The 26,731-nt window shown below is 60.6% G+C and carries 26 protein-coding genes; 17 read left to right on the top strand and 9 right to left on the bottom strand.

What is annotated here, in order from left to right:
* Window positions 1-11: 11 nt before the first annotated feature.
* On the bottom strand, window positions 12-827 hold the full coding sequence (gene metQ / locus BHU62_RS19800) for a methionine ABC transporter substrate-binding lipoprotein MetQ (RefSeq protein WP_073533831.1): 816 nt from the start codon (window positions 825-827) through the stop codon (window positions 12-14).
* A gap of 236 nt (window positions 828-1,063) precedes the next feature.
* Between metQ and BHU62_RS19795 the strand changes: the two genes are divergently transcribed.
* Both BHU62_RS19795 and BHU62_RS19790 read left to right on the top strand, forming a co-directional pair.
* Window positions 1,064-1,582: a hypothetical protein gene (locus BHU62_RS19795; RefSeq protein WP_073533829.1), complete on the top strand. Its 519-nt coding sequence runs from the start codon at window positions 1,064-1,066 to the stop codon at window positions 1,580-1,582.
* A 147-nt stretch (window positions 1,583-1,729) separates the two neighbouring features.
* The gene (locus BHU62_RS19790; RefSeq protein WP_073533827.1) at window positions 1,730-2,155 is read left to right on the top strand and encodes a universal stress protein; all 426 of its coding nucleotides are present in this window, start codon (window positions 1,730-1,732) and stop codon (window positions 2,153-2,155) included.
* A 43-nt stretch (window positions 2,156-2,198) separates the two neighbouring features.
* Here the strand turns inward: BHU62_RS19790 and ygjK are convergent, their stop codons facing one another.
* Window positions 2,199-4,568, bottom strand: coding sequence for an alpha-glucosidase (gene ygjK, locus BHU62_RS19785; protein WP_073533825.1), 2,370 nt, complete (start codon window positions 4,566-4,568; stop codon window positions 2,199-2,201).
* Window positions 4,569-4,585: 17 nt separating this feature from the next.
* Window positions 4,586-5,656: a protein YgjJ gene (gene ygjJ, locus BHU62_RS19780; RefSeq protein WP_073533823.1), complete on the bottom strand. Its 1,071-nt coding sequence runs from the start codon at window positions 5,654-5,656 to the stop codon at window positions 4,586-4,588.
* A gap of 336 nt (window positions 5,657-5,992) precedes the next feature.
* Between ygjJ and ebgR the strand changes: the two genes are divergently transcribed.
* From ebgR to BHU62_RS19740, 8 genes are all read left to right on the top strand, one after another.
* A complete protein-coding gene (gene ebgR, locus BHU62_RS19775; protein ID WP_073533822.1) occupies window positions 5,993-6,973 on the top strand; it encodes a transcriptional regulator EbgR in 981 nt (326 codons plus the stop codon).
* Between the two features lie 168 nt (window positions 6,974-7,141).
* Complete coding sequence (ebgA, locus tag BHU62_RS19770; RefSeq protein WP_073533821.1) at window positions 7,142-10,231, top strand: beta-galactosidase subunit alpha; 3,090 nt, start codon at window positions 7,142-7,144, stop codon at window positions 10,229-10,231.
* Window positions 10,228-10,680 carry a beta-galactosidase subunit beta gene (locus BHU62_RS19765; protein ID WP_073533818.1) on the top strand — a complete coding sequence of 151 codons (453 nt, stop codon included), beginning with the start codon at window positions 10,228-10,230 and terminating at the stop codon, window positions 10,678-10,680. Before ebgA ends, BHU62_RS19765 begins: the two co-directional genes overlap by 4 nt.
* A gap of 58 nt (window positions 10,681-10,738) precedes the next feature.
* Entirely contained in the window at window positions 10,739-12,241 is a 1,503-nt protein-coding gene (locus BHU62_RS19760; protein ID WP_073533815.1) for an amino acid permease, read from the top strand.
* A gap of 103 nt (window positions 12,242-12,344) precedes the next feature.
* Window positions 12,345-12,659: an ArsR/SmtB family transcription factor gene (locus BHU62_RS19755; RefSeq protein WP_073533814.1), complete on the top strand. Its 315-nt coding sequence runs from the start codon at window positions 12,345-12,347 to the stop codon at window positions 12,657-12,659.
* Window positions 12,656-12,985, top strand: a complete 330-nt coding sequence (locus tag BHU62_RS19750; RefSeq protein ID WP_073533813.1) for an SRPBCC family protein — start codon at window positions 12,656-12,658, stop codon at window positions 12,983-12,985. Before BHU62_RS19755 ends, BHU62_RS19750 begins: the two co-directional genes overlap by 4 nt.
* A gap of 45 nt (window positions 12,986-13,030) precedes the next feature.
* Window positions 13,031-13,624: an ATP-dependent Clp protease proteolytic subunit gene (locus BHU62_RS19745; protein WP_073533812.1), complete on the top strand. Its 594-nt coding sequence runs from the start codon at window positions 13,031-13,033 to the stop codon at window positions 13,622-13,624.
* 400 nt (window positions 13,625-14,024) lie between these two features.
* Complete coding sequence (locus BHU62_RS19740) at window positions 14,025-15,269, top strand: MFS transporter (protein WP_201788373.1); 1,245 nt, start codon at window positions 14,025-14,027, stop codon at window positions 15,267-15,269.
* Between the two features lie 72 nt (window positions 15,270-15,341).
* On the opposite strand, the gene BHU62_RS19735 is transcribed toward BHU62_RS19740, so the two are convergent.
* A complete protein-coding gene (locus tag BHU62_RS19735) occupies window positions 15,342-15,839 on the bottom strand; it encodes a winged helix-turn-helix transcriptional regulator (protein ID WP_073533810.1) in 498 nt (165 codons plus the stop codon).
* Between the two features lie 166 nt (window positions 15,840-16,005).
* On the opposite strand from BHU62_RS19735, the gene BHU62_RS19730 reads away from it, so the two are divergent.
* Window positions 16,006-16,434 carry a tautomerase family protein gene (locus BHU62_RS19730; protein WP_073533809.1) on the top strand — a complete coding sequence of 143 codons (429 nt, stop codon included), beginning with the start codon at window positions 16,006-16,008 and terminating at the stop codon, window positions 16,432-16,434.
* 95 nt (window positions 16,435-16,529) lie between these two features.
* On the opposite strand, the gene ychF is transcribed toward BHU62_RS19730, so the two are convergent.
* Complete coding sequence (ychF, locus tag BHU62_RS19725) at window positions 16,530-17,621, bottom strand: redox-regulated ATPase YchF (RefSeq protein ID WP_004941048.1); 1,092 nt, start codon at window positions 17,619-17,621, stop codon at window positions 16,530-16,532.
* 201 nt (window positions 17,622-17,822) lie between these two features.
* Window positions 17,823-18,413 (bottom strand): aminoacyl-tRNA hydrolase, encoded by a 591-nt coding sequence (pth, locus tag BHU62_RS19720; RefSeq protein ID WP_073533808.1) that lies wholly within the window; start codon window positions 18,411-18,413, stop codon window positions 17,823-17,825.
* 301 nt (window positions 18,414-18,714) lie between these two features.
* Between pth and ychH the strand changes: the two genes are divergently transcribed.
* Window positions 18,715-18,993, top strand: coding sequence for a stress-induced protein YchH (gene ychH / locus BHU62_RS19715; protein ID WP_043147272.1), 279 nt, complete (start codon window positions 18,715-18,717; stop codon window positions 18,991-18,993).
* Window positions 18,994-19,178: 185 nt separating this feature from the next.
* On the opposite strand, the gene prs is transcribed toward ychH, so the two are convergent.
* The 3 genes from prs to lolB all read right to left on the bottom strand — a co-directional run bounded on the left by prs (window position 19,179) and on the right by lolB (window position 21,787).
* Window positions 19,179-20,126, bottom strand: a complete 948-nt coding sequence (gene prs / locus BHU62_RS19710) for a ribose-phosphate diphosphokinase (protein WP_004941061.1) — start codon at window positions 20,124-20,126, stop codon at window positions 19,179-19,181.
* A 174-nt stretch (window positions 20,127-20,300) separates the two neighbouring features.
* Window positions 20,301-21,167, bottom strand: coding sequence for a 4-(cytidine 5'-diphospho)-2-C-methyl-D-erythritol kinase (gene ispE, locus BHU62_RS19705; protein ID WP_073533805.1), 867 nt, complete (start codon window positions 21,165-21,167; stop codon window positions 20,301-20,303).
* Window positions 21,164-21,787, bottom strand: coding sequence for a lipoprotein insertase outer membrane protein LolB (gene lolB / locus BHU62_RS19700; protein ID WP_073533803.1), 624 nt, complete (start codon window positions 21,785-21,787; stop codon window positions 21,164-21,166). The genes ispE and lolB overlap by 4 nt, the downstream gene beginning before the upstream one ends.
* A 467-nt stretch (window positions 21,788-22,254) precedes the next feature.
* On the opposite strand from lolB, the gene hemA reads away from it, so the two are divergent.
* Genes hemA through sirB1 form a run of 5 tightly spaced genes read left to right on the top strand, consistent with a single transcriptional unit; the run spans window position 22,255 to window position 26,716 of the window.
* The gene (hemA, locus tag BHU62_RS19695) at window positions 22,255-23,517 is read left to right on the top strand and encodes a glutamyl-tRNA reductase (protein ID WP_073533800.1); all 1,263 of its coding nucleotides are present in this window, start codon (window positions 22,255-22,257) and stop codon (window positions 23,515-23,517) included.
* Window positions 23,518-23,548: 31 nt separating this feature from the next.
* Window positions 23,549-24,634 (top strand): peptide chain release factor 1, encoded by a 1,086-nt coding sequence (prfA, locus tag BHU62_RS19690; RefSeq protein ID WP_033638166.1) that lies wholly within the window; start codon window positions 23,549-23,551, stop codon window positions 24,632-24,634.
* Window positions 24,634-25,467, top strand: a complete 834-nt coding sequence (gene prmC / locus BHU62_RS19685) for a peptide chain release factor N(5)-glutamine methyltransferase (protein ID WP_073533798.1) — start codon at window positions 24,634-24,636, stop codon at window positions 25,465-25,467. The genes prfA and prmC overlap by 1 nt, the downstream gene beginning before the upstream one ends.
* A 41-nt stretch (window positions 25,468-25,508) precedes the next feature.
* Entirely contained in the window at window positions 25,509-25,910 is a 402-nt protein-coding gene (locus BHU62_RS19680; protein ID WP_171971336.1) for a SirB2 family protein, read from the top strand.
* Complete coding sequence (gene sirB1, locus BHU62_RS19675) at window positions 25,907-26,716, top strand: invasion regulator SirB1 (RefSeq protein ID WP_073533792.1); 810 nt, start codon at window positions 25,907-25,909, stop codon at window positions 26,714-26,716. Before BHU62_RS19680 ends, sirB1 begins: the two co-directional genes overlap by 4 nt.
* Window positions 26,717-26,731 lie beyond the last annotated feature (15 nt).

Raw genomic sequence — 26,731 nt, 5'->3', positions numbered from 1 at the left:
AGACGGGGGTGTTACCAGCCTTTGACGGCATCGCCCTTGTAGATGTCGGCGGCGCTGGCCGCCACTTCGTCGGTCTGATAGGCCTTGACCAGATCCTTCACTTTCTCGCTGTCTTTGTTGTCGATGCGGCTGGCGAAGATGTTGACGTACGGGGAGTTCTTGTCTTCGACAAACAGCCCGTCTTTGGCCGGCGACAGGCCGATCTGGCTGGAATAGTTGGTGTTGATGATCGCCAGCGTCACCTTTTGGTCGTCCAGCGCGTGCGGCAGCTGCGGTGCTTCAATCTCGACGATCTTCAGTTTTTTCGGGTTGCCGACGATGTCCAGCGTGGTCGGCAGCAGGCCGACGCCGTCTTTCAGGGTAATCAGCCCCTGTTTTTGCAACAGCAGCAGCGAACGACCCAGGTTGGTCGGATCGTTCGGCACCGCCACCTGCGCGCCGTCCGGCAGTTGGCTGAGTGAGGCTATCTTCTTCGAGTAGCCGGCGATCGGGTAGACGAAGGTGTTGCCTACCGCCGCCAGCTTGTAGCCGCGTTCCTGCATCTGTTTGTCCAGATACGGCTTGTGCTGGAAGGCATTGACGTCCAGATCGCCGTTGTTCAGCGCTTCGTTCGGCAGCACGTAGTCGTTGAAGGTCACCACTTCCACGTCCAGATCGTATTTCTGTTTGGCGACCTTTTGCACCACCGCCCACAGCGACTGATCGATGCCGGCGCTGATGCCGACCTTGATGTGGTGATCGTTCTGAGCGGTCGGGCCGCAGGCGGTCAGCAGCAGCGTGCCGGCGGCGGCCAGCGCCAGGGTGAGGCTTTTTAGCGTAAATGTCATTTTCCCAGGGTCCTTGTCAACATTGCCTGCTAATTTTGGCGGGCAGAATAGTGGCAGTGACTGTAGGTAATCGCTGGGCTAAAACAAAATACTGATTCACTATGACTAATAGCGATTGGCTATGAGCGGCCGCCGCCCGGCGCGGTGCGGATTGTTTTGACGGCGAATCGGCGGGCTTATTATGATAGCCGTTGGCCCGCGAGGGCAGACTGGGTACTGAAACGAAGGAAAAGACAATGCGATTGAACACTTGGAGCAAGGCGCTGCTGCCGCTGGTGGTGTTGGCCTGCGTCTCGGCGACTCAGGTTCGGGCGGCGGAGAGCGATACCGGACCGATCCCTAAACACCTGTTGGGCAACTGGCGCGTCAGCAAAATCTTGCCGACTCAGACCACCGGTTGCTGGGATCAGCAGCAGGCGCAGAGCCTGATCGGCGGCAAGATTAGCTACAAAGCGGATGCGTTCAGCTGGAACGGCACGGCGCTGAAAAGCGAAGGCGCCACCCTCAGCACCGTAGAAGCGCAGGAGTTCGTCGAGGATAACTCCGGCAGCTCCTCCTATATCGATTTTCCGATGCTGGGCATCAGCACGCCGTCGGTAGAGCGCGTGGCCATCCAGCACGCGGATACCCCCATCAAAGGCATCACCGATCAGGGCACCGATGGGGTGCCCGGCGATAACGTGCTGGTGAAAGACGCCAACACGCTGATCCTGTCGCTGTGCAACGTCTGGTTCGAGGCGCAGCGCGAGAAGTAATTTTTGCCTTCAGCCCCGGCGACGGGGCTTTTCCCCCGCTTCTACGCCCGCCGCGCGCGGCGTTTCTGAACTAAAATTAACCATAACGATATGACCCCGGCGTGATATCGGAGCCTCGGCTCAACCGAGTCCATGACAGGAGGCGCTATGTGTTACAACCATATTGTCATCGCCACCGATCTGAGCGATGACGGCAAACGGCTGGTCGAAAGGGGGGCGCTGCTGGCGGAAGCGCTGAAGGCCAAACTCTCGCTGATCTATGTGGACGTCCACTATGACACCTACCATGCGGCGATCGGCTTTTCGGAGCGCAGCTATGACGGCATGTCGTTCGAAGAAAAGATCCGCAAAGAGCTGGAGCCCACCACGCAAAACGTCAATTACCCGATCGCGGACGTGATAGTCGGGCGCGGTGGCTTCGTTGACGAGCTGCGCACGGCAATCGTGGATAAGGACATCGATCTGCTGGTACTCGGGCACCATCACGATCTGTGGAGCAAGCTGTTTTCGTCCACCCGCAACGCCATCAACCAACTGAGTATCGACGTGCTGGTGATCCCGATCCGTTCATAAACGCGGGCCACCGCCGGGCAGTGACGGCGGTGGCCGCTGGGGCTTATTGGGTGAAGAAATCGTTATACAGCATATACAGGTGCGCGGCGCTCCAGGAGAAGTTGGGCGCGCCTTGTTGTTTGCCGGTGAGCGGGTTGTAGTTCTCGCGGATTGGCCCGTCGGCGATCAGGCCGTCGGCGTGGCGGAAGAAGGCCTGCGCCATCGCCACTGCGTCGTCGCGATAGCCGTAGCGTTCCATCCCCTTGAGGCCGAAGTACAGTTGATCGACCCACACGCGGCCGCGCCAATAGATATCTGCACCGAACGCCGGGTTGGTTAGCGCCGCGGTGCCGAGCGGTACGTAGGTATTGAACTCGCGTGGATCCTTCATCACCTTGACCACTGCATCGGCGTGCGGCTGGCTGGCGGCGCCGTTGAACAGCGGCGACCAACCTTCCGGCCCTTTGCCGCGTTCGACGATCGGTTTACCGGCGCAGCCGTTGGCCAACGGCCGGCTTTCGATGCGGATGTCATAGAAGAAACCGCTCTGCCGATCGAACATGCAGGTGTTGATGTAGGCCGCCAGCTTATCGGCTTTGGCGCGGAAGGCGGCGGCTTCCGTGCCGTGGCCCAGAATATCGGCCATCTCCGCCAGGTAGCGGTTGTCGCTGTACATATAGCTGGCCTGATCCACCGATTCTTGCAGCAGCGAGTAGCCGAGCAGCGTGCCGTCCGGCGCGCGGTTTTCGGCGAATTTCACCTGCCAGTCTGCGCGTTTGCCGCCTTGCGCCACGTAGCGCGCCAATTGTTGCGGATCGATAAAACCGAACACCGCCGCGTCGTCGCGGCCCGACTCCCAGGAAGCGGCGGTCTGCGCCGGGATTTCGATACTGTCGTAATGCCCCTCGCGCACGATGCGATCGTAGTTGTCCAGTCCGGCCAGCGTTTGCTCGCGTTGCCCACGCTTGACGGTGAACAGCATGCGCCCGTCGGGGGTATTGTGCGCTTTGTCACGGGTGGCGCCGTACTCCGGCACGCCGTTGCCGTTGTGATCGCGGTTGCGCAGCCACCAGTCATGGTAGGTCACCAGCTTCGGGTACATCTCCGCCAGCCAACCTTTATCACCGGTGACGCGATACACCTCCATCACCGCCCAGGCCGCCAGGCTCGGCTTGGTGTTGCGTTCGTTCCAGTTGCCGCCGTCGCCGCCGCGCTCCGGGCTGGGGTTGTAGGCGATAAGATCGGGCAGAAAACCGGCGTCCCACGGGCGCAGGGCGTCGCCCGGTCGGATCTGGAAGGCGAACACCGCGCGAATGTTGTCCTTGGCCACGTCCGGGTTGAAGTGTGCCATGGCGTAGGCCTGTTTCCAGGTATCCCACGGCCAGGTCTGGTTGCCGGAGAACCAGCGCCCGGTGACCGACGGGGTGACCGAGTCGAACTTCATCGCCCCGGCGACGCCACGCCAGTTGCCGTTCAGCGTTTCCATCGCTTTGACCGCCACGCGGGTTTGTTCCGCCGTGGCGTGCGGGTTGTGGAGCCCGTCGGCGAGGTAGCGTTCCCAACGCTGCGCCGACGCGGCCATATAGCGCTGCGGGTGAGCGAGGATGTCGGCGATAGTGCGCTGTTCGCGCTGCACCTCTTCGGCGGTGAGCAGGTGCGAGTAGGTGGTATACAGGGTGGTGGAGCCGGCGATGTGCGCCGTAGCGCGGAAGCGGTGGCCGTCGACCGTGGTGCGCTGCGGCAGCGACTTGTGGATCTGATACTCGGACTGGCCGGAGGTCATCAGCTGCGACGGCGCTCGCACCTTGCCGAAGGTGACGCGCAGGCCGTCCGCCGTCGGCACCATGCGGCGCGTGTAGTCCGGGAACGCCTGATCGATGGTCGCCGGCGGCTGCGGCTGTTGCTCTTTGGCCGCGTAGCGCTCCAGCAGTTCACCGTCCCACACCAGCTCCAGCGGCGTGTCGGTCAGGATCTGGGTTTCCAGCAACGAGGTGCGCGCGCCGGCGAAGCGCAGCGTTAGGTTGACGGTCACGCCCGGCGCACTGAGCCTCTGCACCAGGGCACCGGGCAGGCTGTAGGCCGTCATGGTGAAATGCACCGGTTTGCCGTTGCGATAGATGCTGAGCCGATCGAAATTGTTGGCCATAAAGTTGATGTACTCTTCGGTCAGCAGCGCCGGGCCGGGGAAGCCGCCCATGCCTTCCGGCCCGCTCGGCAACAGGTGGCCGTGCCAGGCACCGAGATCGAAGAACGGATTGAAGCGTTGATGATCGTCGAAGTCGTAGTCGAGCATAAAATGCGGCGCGCCGCGGCGGTCGATGACGTTTTTATACTGTTCGGCCAGCGGGGCATCGGGCGCTTTCGGCGCGCAGCCCGCCAGCGTCAGCGCGAGGGTGAGGGCGGTGGCCAGCGGTGTCAGGGAAATCATGTTCATCGTAGGAGCCTCAACGGTTACCAATAGAAATATTGCATCAGAAACACCGAGTTGCTGGCGCCGGTGCTGTCGTTGCGCATAAAGAATTTGCTGTCCAGCGCGGTGGCCAGCTTGCCGCCGGCGTATTCGTACCAGACGCCGAACTGGGCGTATGAGGTAGCGGTATCCACCGCGCTGTCGCGCCGGTGGCGGGCGTAGCTGTAAGCGGTAGAGAGGTACAGCCCTTTGGCGGTTTCCGTCATCGCGCTGAGCATCAGGCCCGACTCGCTGCCGGGGTGGCCGCCGCTGTCGCCTTTGCCGGTGTGGTGCCAGACGCGGCCGGCCAAGTGCTTGCCGCGCAGCCCCAGCAGAAACAGCTGCCCCAGGCCGTCGGTCACTTCCAGACCGTTCAGCAGCGTCAGATTGTCCTGCAGATCGTACTGGGTGTAGCCGTTGATCATCGCCCGGTAGGTGTACTTATCGGAATAGCGGTCGTATTTGCCGAAGTGCAGCAGCGCCTTGCTCTCGCCGATGCGGCTTTCCGGTGCCGCCGTCACGCTGTAGCGAAAGCGCCCGGTCAGGTTTTGCAGCTTGGCGGCGTAGCTGAGATCGCGGGTGTTGGGGATCACGTAGCCGTACTCCGGCGTGAAGTCGCCCCACCATTGCAGATCGTCGAGCGACGAGTCGTTGCGCACGCTGAGCATCATCTCAGTGCCGTCGTCGGTGCGGTAACCGCCGTAAAAACGGTTCAGGCCGCCCTCGAAGCCGCCCCAGCTGTGCCCCGGCGTCCAGGCGTGGCCCTGGCTGTCCGCCTGAACGGTCCAGCCTTCGCCGTAAATCAGGCCGAACCAGTGGCCCTGTTTGATCTCAAGGCCACCTTCGATGTAGGTGCCGTCGCTGTATTTATGCTGATGTTCGCCGTTCAAATAGACGCTGCCGCCGATGCCGAGCTCGCCGTAAAACCGCAGGGCGGTCGCGGAGGCGGCGGGCAACGGCGGTGGCGGGAGCTGGTTGCGCTCCGCCGGGGTGACCGGCTCCTGGGCCGCACAGAGCGGCGCGCTGAGTGTCAGTAACAAGGGCAACAAGGCGTTATGGGTTATGAGTTTCATCGGGCATGTGCCTGGTGTTGGGTGGTTCGGAGCGTCAGCCGAGCGGCGGCTGACGCGAGGTCGCTCCCGGCTCCCTGGGAGAAGAGAAAAAGTCCGCCCTGACGGGGCGGTAAACGGCAGGTATATTAGTAAAATTTTTAGTAAAAAATACGCTTAAATCAGTAAATCGTTAACTTGATCACAGCGAGTGAAATGGGTATCTTTCGTTGTAGACGCCCGGCAACGGTGGGCATGAGCGTGCTCTGGCCCGGTCCGGGAAGGGGATGGCGCGGCGGCGCTGTACGCCGCGTCGCTATCCGATTAAGCTACCGTTTTTCGTCTGTGCATTGGGACTCTATGGCCACTCTGAAGGAAATTGCTGAAGCCGCTAATGTGTCCGTCGCTACCGTCTCGCGCGTGTTGAATGACGACCCCACCCTGAGCGTGAAGGCGCAAACCCGCCAGAAGATCCTGGAAGCGGCGGAGCGCCTCGAATACAAGATTGCGCCCTCTAAACGGCAAAGCGGGCATCGCCTGCATTTCGCCGCGCTGTTCACCTATACCCAGGGCGTGGAGATCAACGATCCCTATTACCTGGCGATGCGTTACGGCATTGAAACGCAGTGTGAAAAACTGGGTGTGGTGCTGACCGCCGGTTACGATTTCAACGGCGACAAGGCGCTGCCGGCGGCCGACGGCCTGCTGGTGATCGGCCGGCCACAGCCTGCGTTGTATGAGCAGCTCGGGCAGCAGGAGGCGCCGGTAGTGTTCATCGACGGCGTGGTGGACGACGAACGCTTCGACTGCGTCAATGTCGACCTGTACAAGATCAGCCGCAAGGTGATCGACTACTTCATCGGCCGCGGCTATCAACGCATCGGCTTTATCGGCGGGCGCGACGATCCGGCCGGTATCGACCAGCGCGAACAGGCGTTCGTCGAGTATGGTCGGCAGCAAAATGTGGTGCGGCCGCAGGATATTTACCACGGCGATTTCAGCAGCCAATCGGGCTATCTGTGCGCCAAAGCGATGTTGCAGAGCAAGGCCGGTTATCCGCCGGCGCTGCTGGTGGCGACCGACTCGATCGCTATCGGCGTGCTGCGCGCGCTGCACGAACACGGCATCCAGGTGCCGGGGCAGATCGCGCTGATCAGCGTCAACGACATTCCCACCGCCCGCTTTATTTTCCCCGCCTTGTCCACGGTGCGCATCCCTTCGGAAACCATGGGCGCACAGGCCGTCAACCTGTTGGCGGAGCGGCTGCGCGATGAGCGTGCCGTCCCGCTGTCGATCTTCGTTCCCAGCTCGCTGCAGCTGCGCGACACCACCGTCGCCTGACCGGCCCCCCGCCTCGGCGGGGGGCGTTGGCGCTCAAAATTAACGTCATGATTAAAAAAGGCATTTGAGATTTATTGTGATCCTGTCGTCATTTGGTAAATATCAGCTGTAGTTTTTACTAAATATTTACTATCGTTTCCGCATTGCACAGGTGTCGGGAGACGTGACGTGAATAATTGGGAAAACATTGAAAAACAGTCGGAGCATCGGTTGGCGCCGCGCGCGAGCTTCTTCAGCTATGCGGACGCCGGGCAGGCGCTGAGCTTCGATCGCAACGCCAGCCGGCGTTTCCAGCTGCTGAGTGGCCGCTGGCGCTTTCGCTTCTTCGAGCACCCGGCACAGGTACCGCCGGCGTTTTACCGTGAGCCGATGGGCGACTGGGGCGATATGGCGGTGCCGGGCATGTGGCAGTTGGAAGGGCACGGCCACCTGCAGTACACCGACGAGGGCTTCCCGTTCCCGATCGACGTGCCTTATGTGCCGACCAACAACCCCACCGGCGCCTATCAGCGCCACTTTACGCTCGACGCCGACTGGCAAGATCAACAAGTGCTGATCAAATTCGACGGCGTGGAAACCTACTTCGAGGTGTACGTCAACGGCGGCTATGTCGGCTTCAGCAAGGGCAGCCGGCTGTGCGCCGAGTTCGACATCAGCCCCTATGTGCGGCAGGGCGAGAACCTGCTGTCGGTGCGGGTGATGCAGTGGGCCGATTCCACCTACATCGAAGATCAGGACATGTGGTGGATGGCCGGCATCTTCCGCGACGTCTACCTGATCGGCCAGAGCGTCACCCACATTCACGACCTGACGCTAGTCACCACCTTCGACGAGCGCTATTGCGACGCGCAGTTGGCGATCGACGCCGAATTACGCCATCTCGGTACGCTGGCCGCCGAGGGCTGCCGCCTGCAGGCACAGCTGTTCGACGGCGATCGCTGCGTGGCGGAGCAGTGGCGCGACGATCTGCACGTCGAGCGGGCGCTGAGCTGCCGTTTCGAACTGCCGGTCAGCCGCCCACAGCAGTGGAATGCGGAAAGTCCCTATCTGTATCAGCTGCTGCTCAGCCTGTATGACGGCGCCGGCAACCTGCTGGGCGTGGTGCCGCAGCGAGTGGGGTTCCGCGAGATCGCGGTGCGCGACGGGCTGATGTACGTCAACGGGCGCTACCTCAAGTTGCACGGCGTCAACCGCCACGATCACGATCACCGCAAAGGGCGCGCCGTCGATATGGCTCGGGTGGAGCGCGACATCGTGCTGATGAAACAGCACAACATCAACTCGGTGCGCACCGCCCATTACCCCAACGATCCGCGCTTTTACGAGCTGTGCGATCTCTATGGCCTGTTCGTGATGGCGGAGACCGATCTGGAAAGCCACGGCTTCGCCAACGTCGGCGATCTCAGCCGCATCACCGACGATCCGCGCTGGGAGCATGCCTACGTCGAACGCATCGAACGCCATGTGGCGGCGCAGAAAAACCACCCGTCGATCATCATCTGGTCGCTGGGCAACGAGTCCGGCTACGGTTGCAACATTCGCGCCATGGCCCGGCGCTGCAAGGCGCTGGATCCGACGCGCCTGATCCACTATGAAGAAGATCGCGACGCCGAAGTGACCGATGTGATCAGCACCATGTATTCCCGCGTGGCGATGATGAACGCCTTCGGCGAATACCCGCACCCCAAACCGCGCATCCTGTGCGAATACGCCCACGCGATGGGCAACGGCCCCGGCGGGCTGTTCGAATACCAGTCGGTGTTCAACCGCCACGCCAGTTTGCAGGGGCACTACATCTGGGAGTGGTGCGATCACGGCCTGCTGAGCCACGACGAGCAGGGGCGCGAGCGCTACCAGTACGGCGGCGATTACGGCGACTACCCGAACAACTACAACTTCTGCATGGACGGCCTGATCTACCCGGACCAGCGCCCCGGCCCCGGCCTGCGTGAATATCAGCAGGTGCTGTGCCCGGTGGAGGTGACGGCGGAAGAAGGCGCGGGCGACGTGCTGCGGGTGAAAAACCGCTATTGGTTCAGCTCGCTGGCGGACATCACGCTGAAGGTCAGCGTCAAGACCGACGGCCACCAGGTGGCGAGTTACGAATTCAAACTGCCGCACCTGCAGCCGGGCGAGAGCGAAGACATGCACCTGCCGGTGTTGGCGCTGGGGCAGGGGGAAACGCTGATCGACGTGGCGGTGCATAAGGACTGCGCCACCCGCTATAGCGAGAGCGGCCAGCGGCTGGGGCATTACCAGCATCTGCGCCAGGCGGCGACGCGGCTGCCGGCTCCGTCGCCGGCCGATGCCCCGGCGCTGCAATGCCGCGAGGAGGAGCACCAGCTGATCGTCAGCGGCAGCCGATTCCAGCTGACATTTTCGCTGCTGAGCGGCGAACTGCTGTCGTGGCGGGTAGACGATGAAGACGTGGTGGGGCGCGCGCCGCGCATCACCTTCTTCAAACCGGTGATCGATAACCATAAACAGGAATATGAGGGCATTTGGCTGCCGCATCACTTCCCCATCATGCAGCAGCATTTCCGCCGCCTCAGCCGGCAATGGCAGGGGGACGATCTGCTGATCGAGGTGCACAGCCTGATCGCGCCGCCGGTGTTCGACTTTGGCATGCGCTGTACCTACCGCTGGCGCATCTCCCCGCAGGGCTACGTCAGCCTGGATCTGTCCGGTGAGCCTTACGGCGATTTCCGGCAGGTGATCCCGAAAATCGGTCTCGATTTCGGCATCAGCCGCCGCTTCGAGCAGGTGGAATACTACGGCCGCGGGCCGGGCGAGAACTACCGCGACAGCTGCCGGGCCAACCTTATCGGCCACTACCGGCAGCGCGCCGACGCGCTGTTCGAACACTATCCGTTCCCGCAGGACAACGGCAATCGGCAGGACGTACGCTGGCTGAGCCTGCAGGACGCGGCGGGCAAGGGGATCTTTATCCAGCCGCGGCGGCCGATCAATTTCAGCCTGTGGCCCTACAGCGCCGAGATGCTGCATCAGGCCCAACACATCAACGAGCTGGAACCGAGCGACTGCCTGACGCTGAACCTGGACGACCAGATCCTCGGCCTCGGCTCCAACTCCTGGGGCTCCGAAGTGCTGGATACTCACCGGGTCTATCTGGCGCCGTTCAGCTACGGCTTCACGCTGGTGCCGTTCGACGGTCGGCAAACGCAGGGCGCTACGCTCGCCGGTTATGACTTCGCGCCGGCCCATCACCACCCGCAGTCTGCGGAGGAAAACGCATGATCATTCTCGAATCCCTGGCGGAGTTTCAGCGCATTTATCACAGCGGCAAGAAGTGGCTGCGCTGCATGGAGGCGATCGCCAATGTCGATCGCATCAACCCGAACGTGTGCCATTCGATCGGCGACTCGCTGACGTATCGGCTGAGCGTCGGCACCGGGCGGCAGCATGGCTGGCTGGAGGGCAACCGCCGCTATTTTGACGTGCACTATTACCTCGAGGGGGAAGAGACCGTCGAAATCGCCGATAAGCGGGCGCTGGCGTCGGTGGCGCCCTATCAGGACGAAACCGACCGCGAGTTTTTCAGCGGCGAAGGCGAGGTGCGCCGGGTCGGCAAAGGCAACGTGGTGATCTTCGAAAACCACCAGGCTCACCGCTTCAAAGAAAGCGGCAAGGTAAAAAAAGTCATTTTAAAAGTGACGGTGGAAGACAGCTATTTCGTCAATAAATAGCGCGCCCGCCCATCGATAACAACAAACCGAAGTCCCCTACAATATTCGGAGAATCTCTATGGCTGCGTCGAACAGAAACACCATCGGCAAGTTTGGCCTGCTGTCGATGACGTTTGCGGCAGTGTTCAGCTTCAACAACGTGATTAACAACAATATTCAGCTCGGGATCGCCTCGTCGCCGGTGTTCCTGGTGGCGACGATCATTTACTTCATTCCCTTTTGCCTGATCATCGCCGAGTTCGTCTCGCTCAACCGCAACTCCGAAGCCGGCGTTTATGCCTGGGTGAAAAGCGCGCTCGGCGGGCGCTGGGCGTTTATCACCGCCTACACCTATTGGTTTGTGAATCTGTTTTTCTTCACCGCGTTGTTGCCGCGCGTCATCGCCTACGCTTCTTACGCGTTTTTAGGCTATGACTACGTGTTTACCCCGCTGACCACGGCGATCATCAGTATCTTCCTGTTCGCCTTCTCGACCTACATTTCCAACAGCGGCGCGAAACTGCTGGGGCCGATGACCTCGGTGACCTCGTCGTTGATGCTGTTGCTGACGTTTTCCTACATCATCCTGGCGGGTGCGGCGGTGCTGGGCGGCATCGAGCCGGCCGATCCGATCAACGTGCAGGCGATGACGCCGAACTTCAACTGGGCATTCCTCGGCATTACCGCCTGGATCTTCCAGGCGGCGGGCGGGGCGGAATCCGTGGCGGTGTACGTGAACGATGTGAAAGGCGGCAGCCGCGCCTTCGTGAAGGTGATCATCGTTTCCGGGTTGTTCATCGGCGTGCTGTATTCGGTGTCTTCGCTGCTGATTAACGTGTTCGTGCACCGCACCGATCTGCACTTTACCGGCGGCACGGTGCAGGTGTTCGAAGGCCTGTCGGCGCACTTCGGCCTGCCGACGGTGCTGATGAACCGCTTCGTCGGCATTGTCTCCTTCACCGCCATGTTCGGCTCGCTGCTGATGTGGACGGCGGCGCCGGTGAAGATTTTCTTCACCGAGATCCCGAAGGGCATTTTCGGCGAGAAAACCATTCGCCTGAACCGGCACGGCGTGCCGACGCGCGCCGCCTGGATCCAGTTCGTCATCGTCATCCCGCTGATGCTGATCCCGACGTTGGGTTCCAGCAGCGTGCAGGATTTGATGAACACGCTGATCAACATGACCGCCGCCGCCTCGATGCTGCCGCCGCTGTTCATCATGCTGGCCTACCTGAATCTGCGGCTGAAGTACGACCGAGTGGCGCGCGATTTCAAAATGGGCTCGCGCCTGCAGGGCATCGCCATCGTCAGCGTGCTGATTGCCATCTTCACCGTCGGCTTCTTCGCCTCGACGTTCCCGACCGGCGCCAGCATCATGACCATCGTGTTCTATAACGTCGGCGGGCTGGTGGTGTTCCTCGGCTACGCCTGGTGGAAGTACAACCGCTACTCGAAGAGCCTGGACGCCGAGGCGCGCTACCACGAGGACATGCCGCTGGCGCGCCTGGCGCTGGAAGCGCAGGAAGGGGCGCCGGCCGGTCAACCCGCGCTGGCGACGCCCGCTTGCAATAAACCGCTGTAATTTCTCACCTATCGACTCCGCGCCCCGGCGCGGAGTATCGCTTTACACAAAAAATCCTGCCCCGGCGTTTGCATAATACATAAGTGAATACTAATGTGTTTGTATGAACGAGAATGACATCTTCAAGGCGCTGGCCGATCCGACCCGCCGCACCATCTTCGACAAACTCGCCGCCGGCAGTATGAACGCCAGCGCGCTGCGCGAAGGGCTGCCCATCAGCCAGTCGGCGATGTCGCAACACCTGGCGGTGCTGCGCAACGCCGGGTTGGTGCGCGAGGCGAAACAGGGGCGCTACGTCAATTATCAGGTCGACCCGGAAGGGCTGGCGCAGATCGCCCAATGGCTGGCGAAGTACCGCACCTACTGGCCGGCGCGCATCGACGCGCTACAAACCTTGCTGAAGGACATGGATCAATGAACAAACGGGTTGAGCAACCACCGCGCGACCGGCTGATGCTGGAGTATGCGCTCGAGGCACCGCCGGAAAAAGTGTGGCGAGCGCTCAGCATTCCTGAGCTGCGTGAACAGTGGCTGCCGACGGGGGACCTGGCGCAGGCCGAGCCGCTGGCCAGCACGCCGGGCGAAGCGGTGAGCTACCGCCTGCGCGACGCCCAACCGCCGTTCCTCGAAAGCGTGGTAACGCTGCAGATCGTGCCGGACGCGAGCGGCGGCAGCCTGCTGAGGATTGTCCACCAGCTTGGTGCCGCCAACGACGGCCCGGCGACGGTGATGCGCGCCGCCTGACGCGTTAAATTCGCTTCCCTTTTTTGCCAACCCAGGAGTTCACCGATGCGTGAGAAGATGATGCTCGTTCCAATGGTGGTGGAACAGACCAGCCGGGGAGAACGTTCTTTTGATATTTTTTCGCGCCTGCTGCGCGACCGGATTGTGTTCCTCAATGGCGAAGTCAACGACGACGTGGCCGAAATGCTGTGCGCCCAGCTGCTGTTTCTGGAGGCGGAAAACCCGGAAAAACCGATCCACCTGTACATCAACTCGTCGGGTGGGGCGATCACCAGCGGGCTGGCGATTTACGACACCATGCAGTACCTGCGCGCGCCGGTGCATACGCTGTGCATGGGCACCGCGCGCTCGATGGGCTCGTTCCTGCTGATGGCTGGTGAACCGGGGCACCGCATGGCGCTGCCCAACGCCAGCCTGCACGTGCACCAGCCGCTGGGCGGCTTTCAGGGGCAGGCCTCCGACATTTTGATCCACGCCGAAGAGATGAAGCGCACCAAAGACACGGTGATCCGGCTGTACGCCAAACATTGCGGCCTGGGTTATGAGGCGGTGGAGCAAGCGCTGGATCGCGATCGCTTTATGACCGCCGACGAAGCGGCGGCCTGGGGGTTAATTGATAACGTGTTGCGGGCGCGGTGATCCCGCAGTGCGGATCGGCGCACTCACCGGTGACGATGGCGATTTTTTCCCTCTTCCTGCGAATACCCTCCTGAGTTGATCCGCACTTTTTAAAAAATGAGCTTGGCGCACCTGCGAGAGTGCGAGAGTAGATTGCCCGTTTCCTCTGCTCGCTCACTCTCCGGCCGGTCATCCTGCCGGCGTCTTCTGCGACAGGCGAAGCTGTTGGCTGCGCCGTTGCCGATCACAAATACGGCAAAATCATCTTGCCTTTCACTTGTCTATACAACTATAGGTATCACGGGAAGTGACCTGCGCCCCGTGTTTTTGCGGCGCATTATGACGTGTTGCCAGAGAGAATTGCGGGATCCCGAGATCCTAAGCTCGGGCATCGGTGCTCCTGTTAATGAGACGGAAATTCATGATGAGAAATGCAAGGCGGTTTCGCGGTTGGCATATGGTCGGCGCCGTTCATCTCTTGCTGGCGGTTATCTTCGGCGCAGCTTACTCATTCGGCGCATTCTTTACGGCATTACAGACAAATTTTGACGCTGGGCGATTCTCTACCGCCTCGATCTTCTCGCTGACGGCGTTGATTTACTATGTCGTCGGGGTGTTTTCCGGTGCCTGGAGCGATCGCACTTCGGTGCGAACGGTGACCTGCATCGGTATTTTGCTGCTTTCATTGGGATTTCTGGTGAGTAGCCTGCTGTCGTCGTCGCTGATGGCGTTTTTGCTCACCTTTTGCTTATTGGTCGGGTTGGGCGTCGGGCTGGTTTATGTTCCGGCCGTTTCGACCATTCAACGCTGGTTTGTTGTTTATCGCAGTTCGGCCTCCGGCCTGGCGCTGGCAGGCACCGGTTTGGGCACCCTGGTGGGGCCAATGGTCGCCGGTTGGCTGATGCGACATCTGTCCTGGCAAAGCACCCTGCAAGTTTACGCGGTCGCTATCGCCGCGCTGGGGCTGGCCGCCGCCTGCCGTCTGCGAGGCCGGCCTGAGGAGGTGGGGCAGCATCCCGATGGGCTTCGCCCTGTTGAAAGCACCGTCATGCCGAACGCCGTCAACGGAAGCGTCACCTTGCGAGAAGCGGCGAAGCGGGCACAATTTTGGTGGTTTTTCATCGCGATTTTCTTCGGTTCAATCGGGCTGTTCCTGGCATTGGTTCATATTAATCCCTATGCGCAACAACAGGGGCTGGAGGCAACGCAGGCTAACCTGCTCATCGGTCTGATTGGCGTGGGCAATATCGGCGGCCGTCTGGTTTTGGGACGCATAGGCGATCGTATGGGCGCGCGGCGTTTTCTGGTTATCGTCACGTTGAGTCTGGCCGTGCTGTGCGGTTTTTGGAGCGTGGCGCACAGTTTTACCGCGCTGGCGATTTTCGCGCTGCTGTTCGGTGCGGCCAACGGCGGGTGTATTGCGCTGTATCCGGCGGTTGCCAGTACGTGGTTCGGCACCGCCAATTTGGGCGCTATTCTGGGGGCGCTGTATATCGCCGTGGGCATCGCCGCCGTTGGCGGAGGCAGCGTCGCCGGTTGGCTGTATGATCTGTACCAGAATTACACCTTATCCATTGCGTGGGCGGGCGTTTCGGCAGCGTTATCCGCCGGGTGCGTCGTGTTAGCCGCACGCGGTGATCGCCTGCGGGACAGGGATGGGGGCTGAAATAGCATCCCGCCAGGATGTTGGGTGCGATCACCACGTTGTTGGCAGGGGGTTACGGGGCGTTATCCTGGCTTATTTTCCACGTTGACTGATGGCCAGCCGCCATTGGGTTATCTCGTCGGCGCCGGGCCCAGCGGCCAACGCCAGGTTTTTCGGCGGCAGCGTTTCGCCGGTCACGGCATCCACCACGCGCAGGATAGCGGGGTGGCCGGTCACGCGGTCAACCACGCGCAGCGGCGGCCCGGCCAGCTCGGACAGGTTCCATTTGTCGCCAATCTGAATCATCGCCATCACCAGCAACCCGAGATCTTTTCCCTTCTCCGTCGGCAGATACTCGTAGCGATCGGGGCGCGCCTGGTATTGCCGCTTCTCGATGAGGCCGCTGCCTTCCAGCGCCTTGAGCCGATCGGCCAACGTATTGTTGGTGATACCGGTCGATTGGCGCAAATCGTCATAGCGCGAGAGCCCCAGCAGCAGATCGCGCATCAGGATAGCGCCCCAGCGATCGCCCAATGCCGACAGCACGTGGGCCACCGAACACGTCATGCCTTCAAACCCTTTTGCTTTCACCTTCTGTGCCTCCGCTTGCCACCTGAATGCGGATAATTTTATCGCCTCGGCTTGATCACTTCAATAATTGGAGTTATTACTCTTATTATTGGAGTTTATTTTTTGACGCCGGATTATGGCCTGAACGCTGGCCGGAAACTCACGCCTTTACCGAGGAGACAACGCGATGCCACTGTGGCAGATTTACCACCCAGAACCGGCCTTCAGCGCCACCGATAAACGAGCGATCGCGCAGAAGGTCACCGCCTTATACCAGGACTTCTTGCCGCGCTTCTACGTCAACGTCTTCTTCCACGCGCTGCCGCCCGGCACGGCGTACCTCGGCGGCGAACCGGCCGATGACTTCGTGCGGGTGACCATCGACCATATCGCGCGCGCCATGGGCAACGACGCGGAGCAGCAGCTGTTCCTGGCGGGCTGCACCCGCATCCTGCAACCCTACATCGCCGCGCGCGGGCTGAGCTGGGAGCTGCACGTGGACGAAACGCCGTTCTCGCTGTGGACGATAGGCGGTTTGAAGCCGCCGGCGCCGGGGACGGCGGCGGGGGAGAAATGGCGCAGCGAGAACCGGCCTTCGGTGTGGGAGGGAAGTTGATGGGGTGAGTCTGGGGATATAAGGACAAAAAAATCCACGCCGAAGCGTGGATTTTTCCGTTTCCGGCAGCGGAGAAAAACGCTGCGGGGAGAGGCTTAGACGTTAAACAAGAAGTTCATCACGTCGCCGTCTTTGACGATGTAGTCTTTACCTTCGGAACGCATCTTGCCGGCTTCTTTGGCGCCTTGCTCACCCTTGTAGGTAATGAAGTCGTCAAAGGCGATGGTTTGCGCGCGGATAAAGCCTTTCTCGAAGTCGGTGTGGATCTTGCCGGCTGCCTGCGGGGCGGTGGCGCCGACCGGGATGGTCCAAGCGCGCACTTCTTTCACGCCGGCGGTGAAGTAGGTCTGCAGATTCAGCAGTTCATAACCGGCGCGGATCACGCGGTTCAGGCCCGGCTCTTCCAGACCCAGCTCGGCCATGAATTCGTCGCGCTCTTCGTCTTCCAGCTCGGCGATGTCGGATTCCACGGCGGCGCACACGGCAACCACTACGGAGCCTTCGGCGTCGGCGATTTTACGCACGGTGTCCAGGTACGGGTTGTTCTCGAAGCCGTCTTCGTTGACGTTGGCGATGTACATGGTCGGCTTCAGCGTCAGGAAGCTCAGGTATTTGATCGCCGCTTTGTCTTCCGCAGTCAGATCCAGCGCGCGCAGCATGCCGGCGTTTTCCAGGTGCGGCAGGCATTTCTCCAGCGCAGCCAGCTCGGCCTTGGCGTCTTTGTCGCCGCCTTTGGCTTTCTTCTGCACGCGGTGGATGGCGCGCTCGCAGGTGTCCAGGTCAGACAGCGCCAGCTCGGTGTTGATGACGTCGATGTCTTCGGCCGGATCGACCTTGTTGTTGACGTGAATGATGTTGTCGTTCTCGAAGCAGCGCACCACGTGGCCGATGGCTTCGGTTTCACGGATGTTGGTCAGGAACTGGTTGCCCAGGCCTTCACCTTTGGAAGCGCCTTTCACCAGGCCGGCGATGTCGACGAATTCCATGGTGGTCGGCAGAATGCGCTGCGGCTTGACGATCTCGGCCAGCTTATCCAGACGCGGATCGGGCATCGGCACCACACCGGTGTTCGGTTCAATGGTGCAGAACGGGAAGTTGGCTGCTTCAATGCCCGCTTTGGTCAACGCGTTGAACAGGGTGGATTTGCCTACGTTAGGCAGGCCGACGATACCGCATTTGAATCCCATGTTGTAATCACCTTAAATATCTTATCTATCAGCCGGTTAGATTTAATCGACCGCATAAAGGGCAAAATAATGCCGCCATTATACACGTAATGGGCGTTTATCTCGATCTGACTGTGCCGTAAGAGTTGCGATAGGGCGCGCGGAAGATGAAAGGGGTTAGTGTCCGGCAGGCAGCGGGCAGGGCGCCCGCTGCGGCAAGATTCAGGCCTGTGCCTTGAAGCTGTGCAGGCGCTGAACGGTTTTTTCCAGCCCGTCCTTCATCAGCATCTCGGTGCAGCGCAGCGATTCGTCGATCGCGTCGTCAATCATCTTCTGTTCGCCGGCCGGTGGTTTGCCGAGCACGAAGCCCACCACCTTGTTCTTGTCACCCGGATGGCCGATGCCGATGCGCAGGCGATAGAAGTTCGGGTTGTTGCCGAACTTGTTCTGGATGTCCTTCAGGCCGTTGTGGCCGCCGTTGCCGCCGCCGAGCTTGATTTTGGCCACGCCGGGTGGCAGATCCAGCTCGTCGTGCGCCACCAGGATCTCGTTCGGTTCAATGCGGTAGAAGTTGGCCATTGCCAGCACTGCTTTGCCGCTTAGGTTCATGAAGGTAGTCGGCACCAGCAGGCGCACGTCGTTGCCCGCCAGGTTCAAACGGGCGGTGTAGCCGAAGAACTTGCTCTCTTCTTTCAACTGCTGATTGTGGCGCTGGGCCAGCAGATCGACGTACCAGGCACCGGCGTTGTGGCGCGTCTGGGCGTATTCCGCGCCCGGGTTCGCCAGGCCGACTATCAATTTAATACTGCTCACTGGGAGATTCGCTATGATCAGGGTAATGGAAAGGGCCTTAGTCTACCTGTCGGGGCGGCGAATGACAAAATCCGATCTCTGCCGTCGTCGTGGGTAAAAAAGACGAGTGATTCATTAGCTGAATAATTCAATTTGTCCGCTAGTTTTCAGATTGGTGTTAAGAAGTGTCAATAATTCTTTACCATTTGTGATCGCCTCCGCAATCCCCTTATCGCAGCAAGGGCTATACTTAACTTATCAAAGTGGGTTAACAGGTTGCAGCGTTATCCCGGTGGGCACATGGCAATCATGGAGGTGGCATATGAAACGTAGAAACGCGGACAGAATGGGCAACTTTTTTATGGGGCTGGGCCTGGTCGTCATGATCGGTGGCGTCGGATACTCCATTATTGCTGAAGTATCCCAGTTCAATTTACCGCAATTTTTCGCCCACGGCGCTATCATGAGCATCTTCGTCGGCGCGTTGTTGTGGCTGGTGGGCGCGCGTATCGGCGGGCGCGAGCAGGTGGCGGATCGCTATTGGTGGGTAAAACACTTTGATAAACGGTGCCGCAACGATCAACATCGTTCGTCACATTGATTAAGAAACCAGAAGGGAAGCAAGAGCAGGGCAAGGGAATATCTGCCGTGCATTAAGGTCTGAGGTCATGTTGGACTACGAGTAGAAAACCCGTTGTTGCTCACGCACCAACGGGTTTTTCTTTTTCTGCTGTCGGGCACGTTATCTTTCCGGCACGGTGGGCGCCGCACCGGAAAGACGACGAATCAATGCTCGAACATCGCAGAGATCGACTCTTCGTTGCTGATGCGGCGGATGGCTTCAGCCAGCATGCCGGACAGGGTCAGAGTGCGAACGTTTTTCAGTGCCTTGATTTCCGGCGACAGCGGAATGGTGTCGCAGACGATCACTTCATCAATCACCGAGTTCTTGATGTTGTCCACGGCGTTGCCGGAGAAGATCGGGTGCGTCGCGTAGGCGAATACGCGCTTGGCACCGCGTTCTTTCAACGCTTCAGCCGCTTTACACAAGGTACCGCCGGTGTCGATCATGTCATCGACCAGCACGCAGTCGCGGCCTGCCACGTCACCGATGATGTGCATCACCTGAGAAACGTTCGCGCGCGGGCGGCGTTTGTCGATGATGGCCATGTCGGTGTCGTTCAGCAGTTTGGCGATGGCGCGAGCACGCACTACGCCGCCGATGTCCGGAGAAACCACGATCGGGTTTTCCAGGTTCTGCTGCAGCATGTCTTCCAGCAGGATCGGGCTGCCGAACACGTTGTCTACCGGTACGTCGAAGAAGCCTTGAATCTGCTCAGCATGCAGATCCACCGTCAGAACGCGGTCAACCCCTACGCTGGAGAGGAAATCGGCGACAACCTTGGCGGTGATTGGCACCCGCGCGGAACGCACGCGGCGATCCTGGCGGGCATAGCCGAAGTAAGGGATAACGGCGGTAATACGACCTGCGGAGGCGCGGCGCAGGGCGTCGACCATCACAACCAGTTCCATCAGGTTGTCGTTGGTCGGTGCACAGGTGGACTGGATGATGAAAATATCACCGCCGCGTACATTTTCGTTGATTTGCACGCTCACTTCGCCGTCGCTAAAACGACCTACAGCGGCGTCACCAAGGCTGGTGTACAAACGGTTGGCAATACGTTGTGCTAGTTCCGGGGTGGCGTTACCAGCAAAAAGCTTCATATCAGGCACGAGAAGAACCTCAGGCTTGCGTCCAGAGAAGATATTGTCATACGACATCGCCAAGGGGCAGTCGGCGACGCCGGCGCAATATACATACGGGTATGTAAAACTAAAATTGAGACCGCAGGCAGCGCAGGGATAACAGGGCCAGGTGTGCATGACCCTGCGCAGCGAAACGTTGAGCTACGACTCAAACCGCCCGGAACGAATGCGATGTAGTGGGGAGACGTTAACGCCGCGCGCTACAAAACCACGCAACCACTCCGGGGCTTGATTTAACACCTGACGGGCGGCGATTTCTGTGTCGAATTCAGCAAACACACAAGCACCTGTGCCAGTCAGGCGTGACGGGGCGTATTCTAACAGCCATGAAAGAAGCTGTTCAACCTCGCGAAAACGTTTTCTTGCGATCGGTTCGCAATCATTTGCGTACGGCGCCTGCAACAGCTCACTTAAGGAGCGAACCGGGGTGTCTCTTTTCAATTCGGCGTCGCCGAAGATAAGCGGCGTCGGGATGCCGACGCCGGGATGCGCCACCAGATACCATTTTTCCTGCGGTTCGGCCGGCTGCAGGCGCTCGCCGATGCCTTCGGCGAAGGCGGCATGGCCGCGCACGAACACCGGCACGTCGGCGCCGAGGCTCAGCCCCAACTCCGCCAGTTGGTCGTCGCTGAGATCGCAGCGCCACAGTTCGTTCAGCGCTACCAGCACAGTGGCAGCGTTGGAGGAGCCGCCGCCCAAACCGCCGCCCATCGGCAGGCGCTTGTCGATGCTGATGTCGGCGCCGCGCGGTGCGGTGTGCAGAGCGTGTTCATCGCAATAGCGTTGCAGCAGGCGGGCGGCGCGCACGATCAGGTTCTGCTCGTCCGGCACGCCGTCGACCGGCGTCAGCAGATGAATGCGGTCGTCCTGGCGCGGATCGATGGTCAGGGTGTCGCCGTAGTCTAAAAACTGGAACAGCGTCTGCAGCAGGTGATAGCCGTCTTCACGACGGCCGGTGATGTACAGAAACAGGTTGAGTTTCGCGGGGGAGGGCCACTGGCGGATCATTTGAGCGTCCAGTTATCCATTTTCAGCTTGATGCGCTGGTCGCCCTGCTGCAGCTCCAGGCGGTTCGGCAGCGTTGGCTGCACCTCGTTGCTGTAGCTCTGGTAATCCACCTTCCAGGTCTGGCCGCCTTGCTGATAGGTCAGCTTGCTCAGGCGGTATTGGTCGTCCAGCGCGAAGTCGTTGGCTTCGCCCGGCAGGCCAAGCATCCACTGGCGCAGGTTATTCAGCGGGATCGCCATGCCGGTCAGCTTGCGGATCATCTCTTCCGGGTTGTCGCTGACGTAGCGTTTGCCCTGGTTGTCGGTCAACTGCACCACGTTTTTCTGCACGTTGAGATCCATTTCCGTGCTGCCCAGCGGGTTGGTCAACAGCAGGCGGTAGCGCTCCGGTGAGAACTGCTGCCAGAAGAAGCGGGCGTAGACTTTTTTCTGATCAGACAAGTAGGCGAAAGAGCCGCGGGTCTGATAGGTGCTGAGCTGCTGCACCGCCTGCTCATGGGCGCGCCACTGCGGCGAGGTCGGGCTGGTGGCCGGGCCGGTCGGCTTGGTGGTGGTACAGGCGGCCAGTACCAGGCTGGCCAGCGGGATCAGACGGAGCAAACTAACTTTGCGTATTGGCATAACTTTCTCTTGTCCTTTTGTCCTTGCGGGCCTGTGCGACGAAACCCGGATTCAGCGCTCACGCTAACGGGGCGGCGGCGGCGCGTCAATTTTTTGCTGCATCGCGTTGAATCTTGCCGCTTTTACCGGCGCAATGCCAACCCGGCACGCGCGTCGGGGGCGCTATTAAGCGTAACACAATCGCCTGAAGGCGGGGGAGGTGCACCCGATAAGTGGCGCAGAGTTGCGCAAACGCCGGCGTCGTGTACGCCGAATAGCGTGCGCGCCATCGCAAACTGCGCTAAAATTTAGGCTATTAGCCCATCCAATGATTATTTATCCTGCTGTATTTATTACTGATTCATTAATTGATGCCGTCTATGGCAACGATTGAACGGAAGATGCGGTTGTTGCTTTTATTGATCCCGCGCATCAAGTAGAATGCCGTTCAACGAGAACCCGTACCAAGATAAGTATTACTCGAAGCAATGACCCTGCTGGCGTTAGGTATAAATCACAAAACCGCTCCGGTTTCTCTGCGTGAAAGGGTGACCTTCTCGCCAGAGTCTATCGATCAGGCGCTGACCAGCTTGCTCCAACAACCGTTGGTGCAGGGCGGCGTCGTGTTGTCCACTTGCAACCGCACCGAGCTGTACCTCAGCGTGGAGCAGCAGGAACACATGCACGAGCAGCTGGTCGCCTGGCTGTGCGCCTACCACAACCTGCGCCCGGAAGAGGTGAAGAAAAGCCTGTACTGGCATCAAGGCAATGACGCGGTCAGCCATCTGATGCGGGTGGCCAGCGGGTTGGACTCATTGGTACTGGGCGAACCGCAAATCCTCGGCCAGGTGAAAAAGGCCTTCGCCGAATCCCAACGCGGCCAGTCGCTGTCCGGCGAGCTGGAGCGTCTGTTCCAGAAATCCTTCTCCGTCGCCAAGCGTGTGCGCACCGAAACCGAAATCGGCGCCAGCGCGGTTTCCGTGGCTTTCGCCGCCTGTACGCTGGCGCGGCAGATTTTCGAATCGCTGGCCGATCTCAACGTCTTGCTGGTGGGCGCCGGTGAAACCATCGAGCTGGTGGCGCGCCATCTGCGCGAACACAAAGTGCGGCATATGATCATCGCCAACCGTACCCGCGAGCGCGCGCAGCTGCTGGCGGACGAGGTCGGCGCGGAAGTGATCACCCTGCCGGAGATCGACGAACGTCTGGCGGATGCCGACATCATCATCAGTTCCACCGCCAGCCCGCTGCCGATCATCGGCAAGGGGATGGTGGAGCGGGCGCTGAAGGCGCGCCGCAACCAGCCGATGCTGCTGGTGGATATCGCCGTACCGCGCGATATTGAGCCGGAAGTCGGCAAACTGGCCAACGCCTATCTGTACAGCGTGGACGATCTGCACGCCATCATTCAAAGCAACCTGGCGCAGCGCAAAGCGGCGGCGGTGCAGGCGGAGTCGATCGTGCAGCAGGAAAGCACCAACTTCATGGCCTGGCTGCGCTCGCAGGGCGCGGTGGAAACCATCCGCGACTACCGTTCGCAGGCCGACCAAATCCGCGCAGAAATGGAAGCCAAAGCGCTGGCCGCCATCGCGCAGGGCGCCAACGTGGAGCAGGTTATTCACGAGCTGGCCCATAAACTGACCAACCGTCTTATTCATGCCCCCACCAAATCCCTCCAGCAGGCCGCCGGCGACGGCGACGTGGAGCGGTTGCAGTTATTACGCGACAGCCTCGGGCTGGATCAGCATTAGTTTTCTCTATTAACAGGGTTTATTACCACGCATGAAGCCTTCTATTGTTGCCAAACTGGAAGCGTTACAAGAGCGCCATGAAGAAGTGCAGGCGCTGCTCGGCGATGCCGGCGTTATCGCCGACCAAGACCGGTTCCGCGCGCTGTCGCGAGAATACGCGCAGCTGACCGACGTCAGCCGCTGCTTCCTGGAATGGCGTCAGGTGCAGGAGGATCTGGAGACGGCGGAAATGATGCTGGACGATCCGGAAATGCGCGAGATGGCGCAGGAAGAGCTGAAACAGGCGCGGGCAGCCAGCGAAGAGCTGGAGCAGCAGCTGCAGGTTTTGCTGCTGCCGAAAGATCCGGACGATGAGCGCAGCTGCTTCCTCGAAGTGCGCGCCGGCACCGGCGGCGATGAGGCGGCGATCTTCGCCGGCGATCTGTTCCGCATGTACAGCCGCTACGCCGAAAGCCGCCGCTGGCGCGTCGAGGTGATGAGCGCCAACGAGGGCGAGCACGGCGGCTTCAAGGAAGTGATCGCTAAAGTCTCCGGCGACGGCGTGTACGGCCAGCTGAAGTTTGAATCCGGCGGCCACCGCGTGCAGCGTGTGCCGGAAACCGAATCCCAGGGGCGCATCCACACCTCCGCCTGCACCGTGGCGGTGATGCCGGAAGTGCCGGAAGCCGAGTTGCCGGACATCAACCCGGGCGACCTGAAAATCGACACCTTCCGTTCCTCCGGCGCCGGCGGCCAGCACGTTAACACCACCGACTCGGCGATCCGCATCACCCACCTGCCGACTGGCATCGTGGTGGAATGCCAGGACGAACGTTCACAGCACAAAAACAAGGCCAAGGCGATGTCGGTGCTGGGCGCGCGCATTCGCGCCGCCGAGATGGCCAAACGCCAGCAGGCCGAGGCATCCACCCGCCGCAACCTGCTGGGCAGCGGCGATCGTTCCGACCGCAACCGCACTTACAACTTCCCGCAGGGGCGGGTGACCGACCACCGCATCAACCTGACGCTCTACCGTCTGGACGAGGTGATGGAAGGCAAACTGGACATGCTGATCCAGCCGATCGTGCAGGAGTATCAGGCCGATCAGTTGGCTGCGCTGTCCGCCGAGCAAGAGTGATGGACTATCAACACTGGCTGAAAACCGCCGCCGCGCGTTTGACCCACAGCGAGAGCGCCCGGCGCGACGCGGAAATCCTGTTGGGTTTCGTGACCGGCAAGGCCAGAACCTTCCTGATGGCGTTCGGCGAAACCGTGCTGACGCCGCCTCAGCAACAGCAGCTGGAGACGCTGCTGGCGCGCCGCGAACGCGGTGAGCCGGTGGCCTATCTGGTGGGCGAGCGCGAGTTTTGGTCGCTGCCGCTGTCGGTCTCGCCCGCGACGCTGATCCCGCGTCCGGATACCGAATGCCTGGTGGAGCTGGCGCTGGCACGCCTGCCGCCGCAACCTTGCCACTTCCTCGATCTCGGCACCGGCACCGGCGCCATCGCGCTGGCGTTGGCCAGCGAGCGCCCGGATTGTTCGGCTATCGGCGTCGATGTGCAGCCGGAAGCGGTTGCGCTGGCGCAGCACAATGCGCACAAGCTGAAGATCGACAATGTCCGCTTTTTGCCGGGCAGCTGGTTTGCGCCGGTGGCGGGACAGCGTTTCGCGCTGATCGCCAGCAATCCGCCCTATATCGACGCCGCCGATCCGCATTTGTCGCAGGGCGATGTGCGCTTCGAGCCGGGCAGCGCGCTGGTCGCCGCCGATCATGGGCTGGCGGATCTGGCCGCCATCGTGCGCCAGGCGCCGCACTATCTGCTACCGCAGGGCTGGCTGCTGCTGGAGCATGGCTGGCAGCAAGGTGAGAGCGTGCGCGCGCTGCTGCAGGCCGCCGGATTTTCCGCTGTCGCCACCTACCGCGATTACGGCGACAACGACCGCGTGACGCTCGGCCAATGGCCGGGGTAAGCGCCCCTCATAATAACGACGCCCGAGCCATTTAAGGGAGCATCATGACTGCATACACCGCGTTGAAACATTTCCATTTGCTGACGGTCGCCATCAGTATTACCTTGTTTGTGCTGCGTTTCTATTGGCAGTGGCGCAGTTCGCCGATCATGGGCCGCCGCTGGATCAAGATCGCGCCGCACCTGAACGATACGCTGCTGTTCGTCAGCGGCATCGCGCTGGTGGTGACGTTCGGGTTTTATCCGCTGCTGGGTATGGACTCATGGCTGACCGAGAAGCTGTTTGGCGTTATTATCTATATCCTGCTTGGCTACGTCGCATTGGGCAAGAAGACCAAAAGTCAGCGGCTGCGAACCGTGGCGTTCGTGCTGGCGTTGGGCTGCCTGTACCTGATAATTAAACTTGCCACGACGAAAATACCGTTTCTGATGGGATACTTATGAGTAGCATTGCTGATTTTGAATTTAACACCTCGCCGCTGAGCGAAGGGGTGATCCTGGTGTCGCAGTCGGTGCGGCGCGATTTCCCGGCTGCCGACGTGGAGCGCAAGCTGCAACAGCTGGTGGACGAAGCGCGCGCGGTGGTGCCGGAAGATATCACTCAGGAGCAGCAACTGGATGCGCTCATCGAACTGTTCTACAAGACTTGGGGATTCGGCGGTGCCAGCGGCGTGTACCGCCTGTCGGACGCCATCTGGCTGGACAAGGTGCTGGAGGGGCGGCAGGGCACGCCGGTCTCGCTGGGCACCATCTTCCTGCATATCGCCAACGCGCTGGATCTGCCTTTGTTGCCGGTGATTTTCCCCACTCAGCTGATCCTGCGCGCCGATTGGCTGGATGAAGAACTGTGGCTGATCAACCCGCTGAACGGCGAAACCCTGAGCGAGCATCAGCTGGAAGTGTGGATCAAGGGCAACCTGGGGCTGGGGGCCGAGCTGGAAGACGACGACCTCGACGAGTCGGAGAACATCATGGTGGTGCGCAAGATGCTGGATACGCTGAAGGCCGCCCTGATGGAAGAAAAGCAGCTGGAAATGGCGCTGCGCACCAGCGAAACGGTGCTGTGTTTCGATCCGGAAGATCCGTACGAGATCCGCGATCGCGGGCTGATTTACGCCCAGTTGGAGTGCAACCATATCGCGATTTCCGACCTCAACTATTTTGTCGAGCAGTGTCCGGAAGATCCGGTCAGCGAAGTGATCAAAGTGCAGATCCATTCGATTGAGCCGAAACAGGTAACGCTGCATTAATTCAATGACTCCGTG

The organism is Serratia marcescens, assembly GCF_001902635.1.
GTDB classification, from domain to species: domain Bacteria; phylum Pseudomonadota; class Gammaproteobacteria; order Enterobacterales; family Enterobacteriaceae; genus Serratia; species Serratia marcescens_F.
This window is presented reverse-complemented; position numbering and strand designations above follow the sequence as displayed.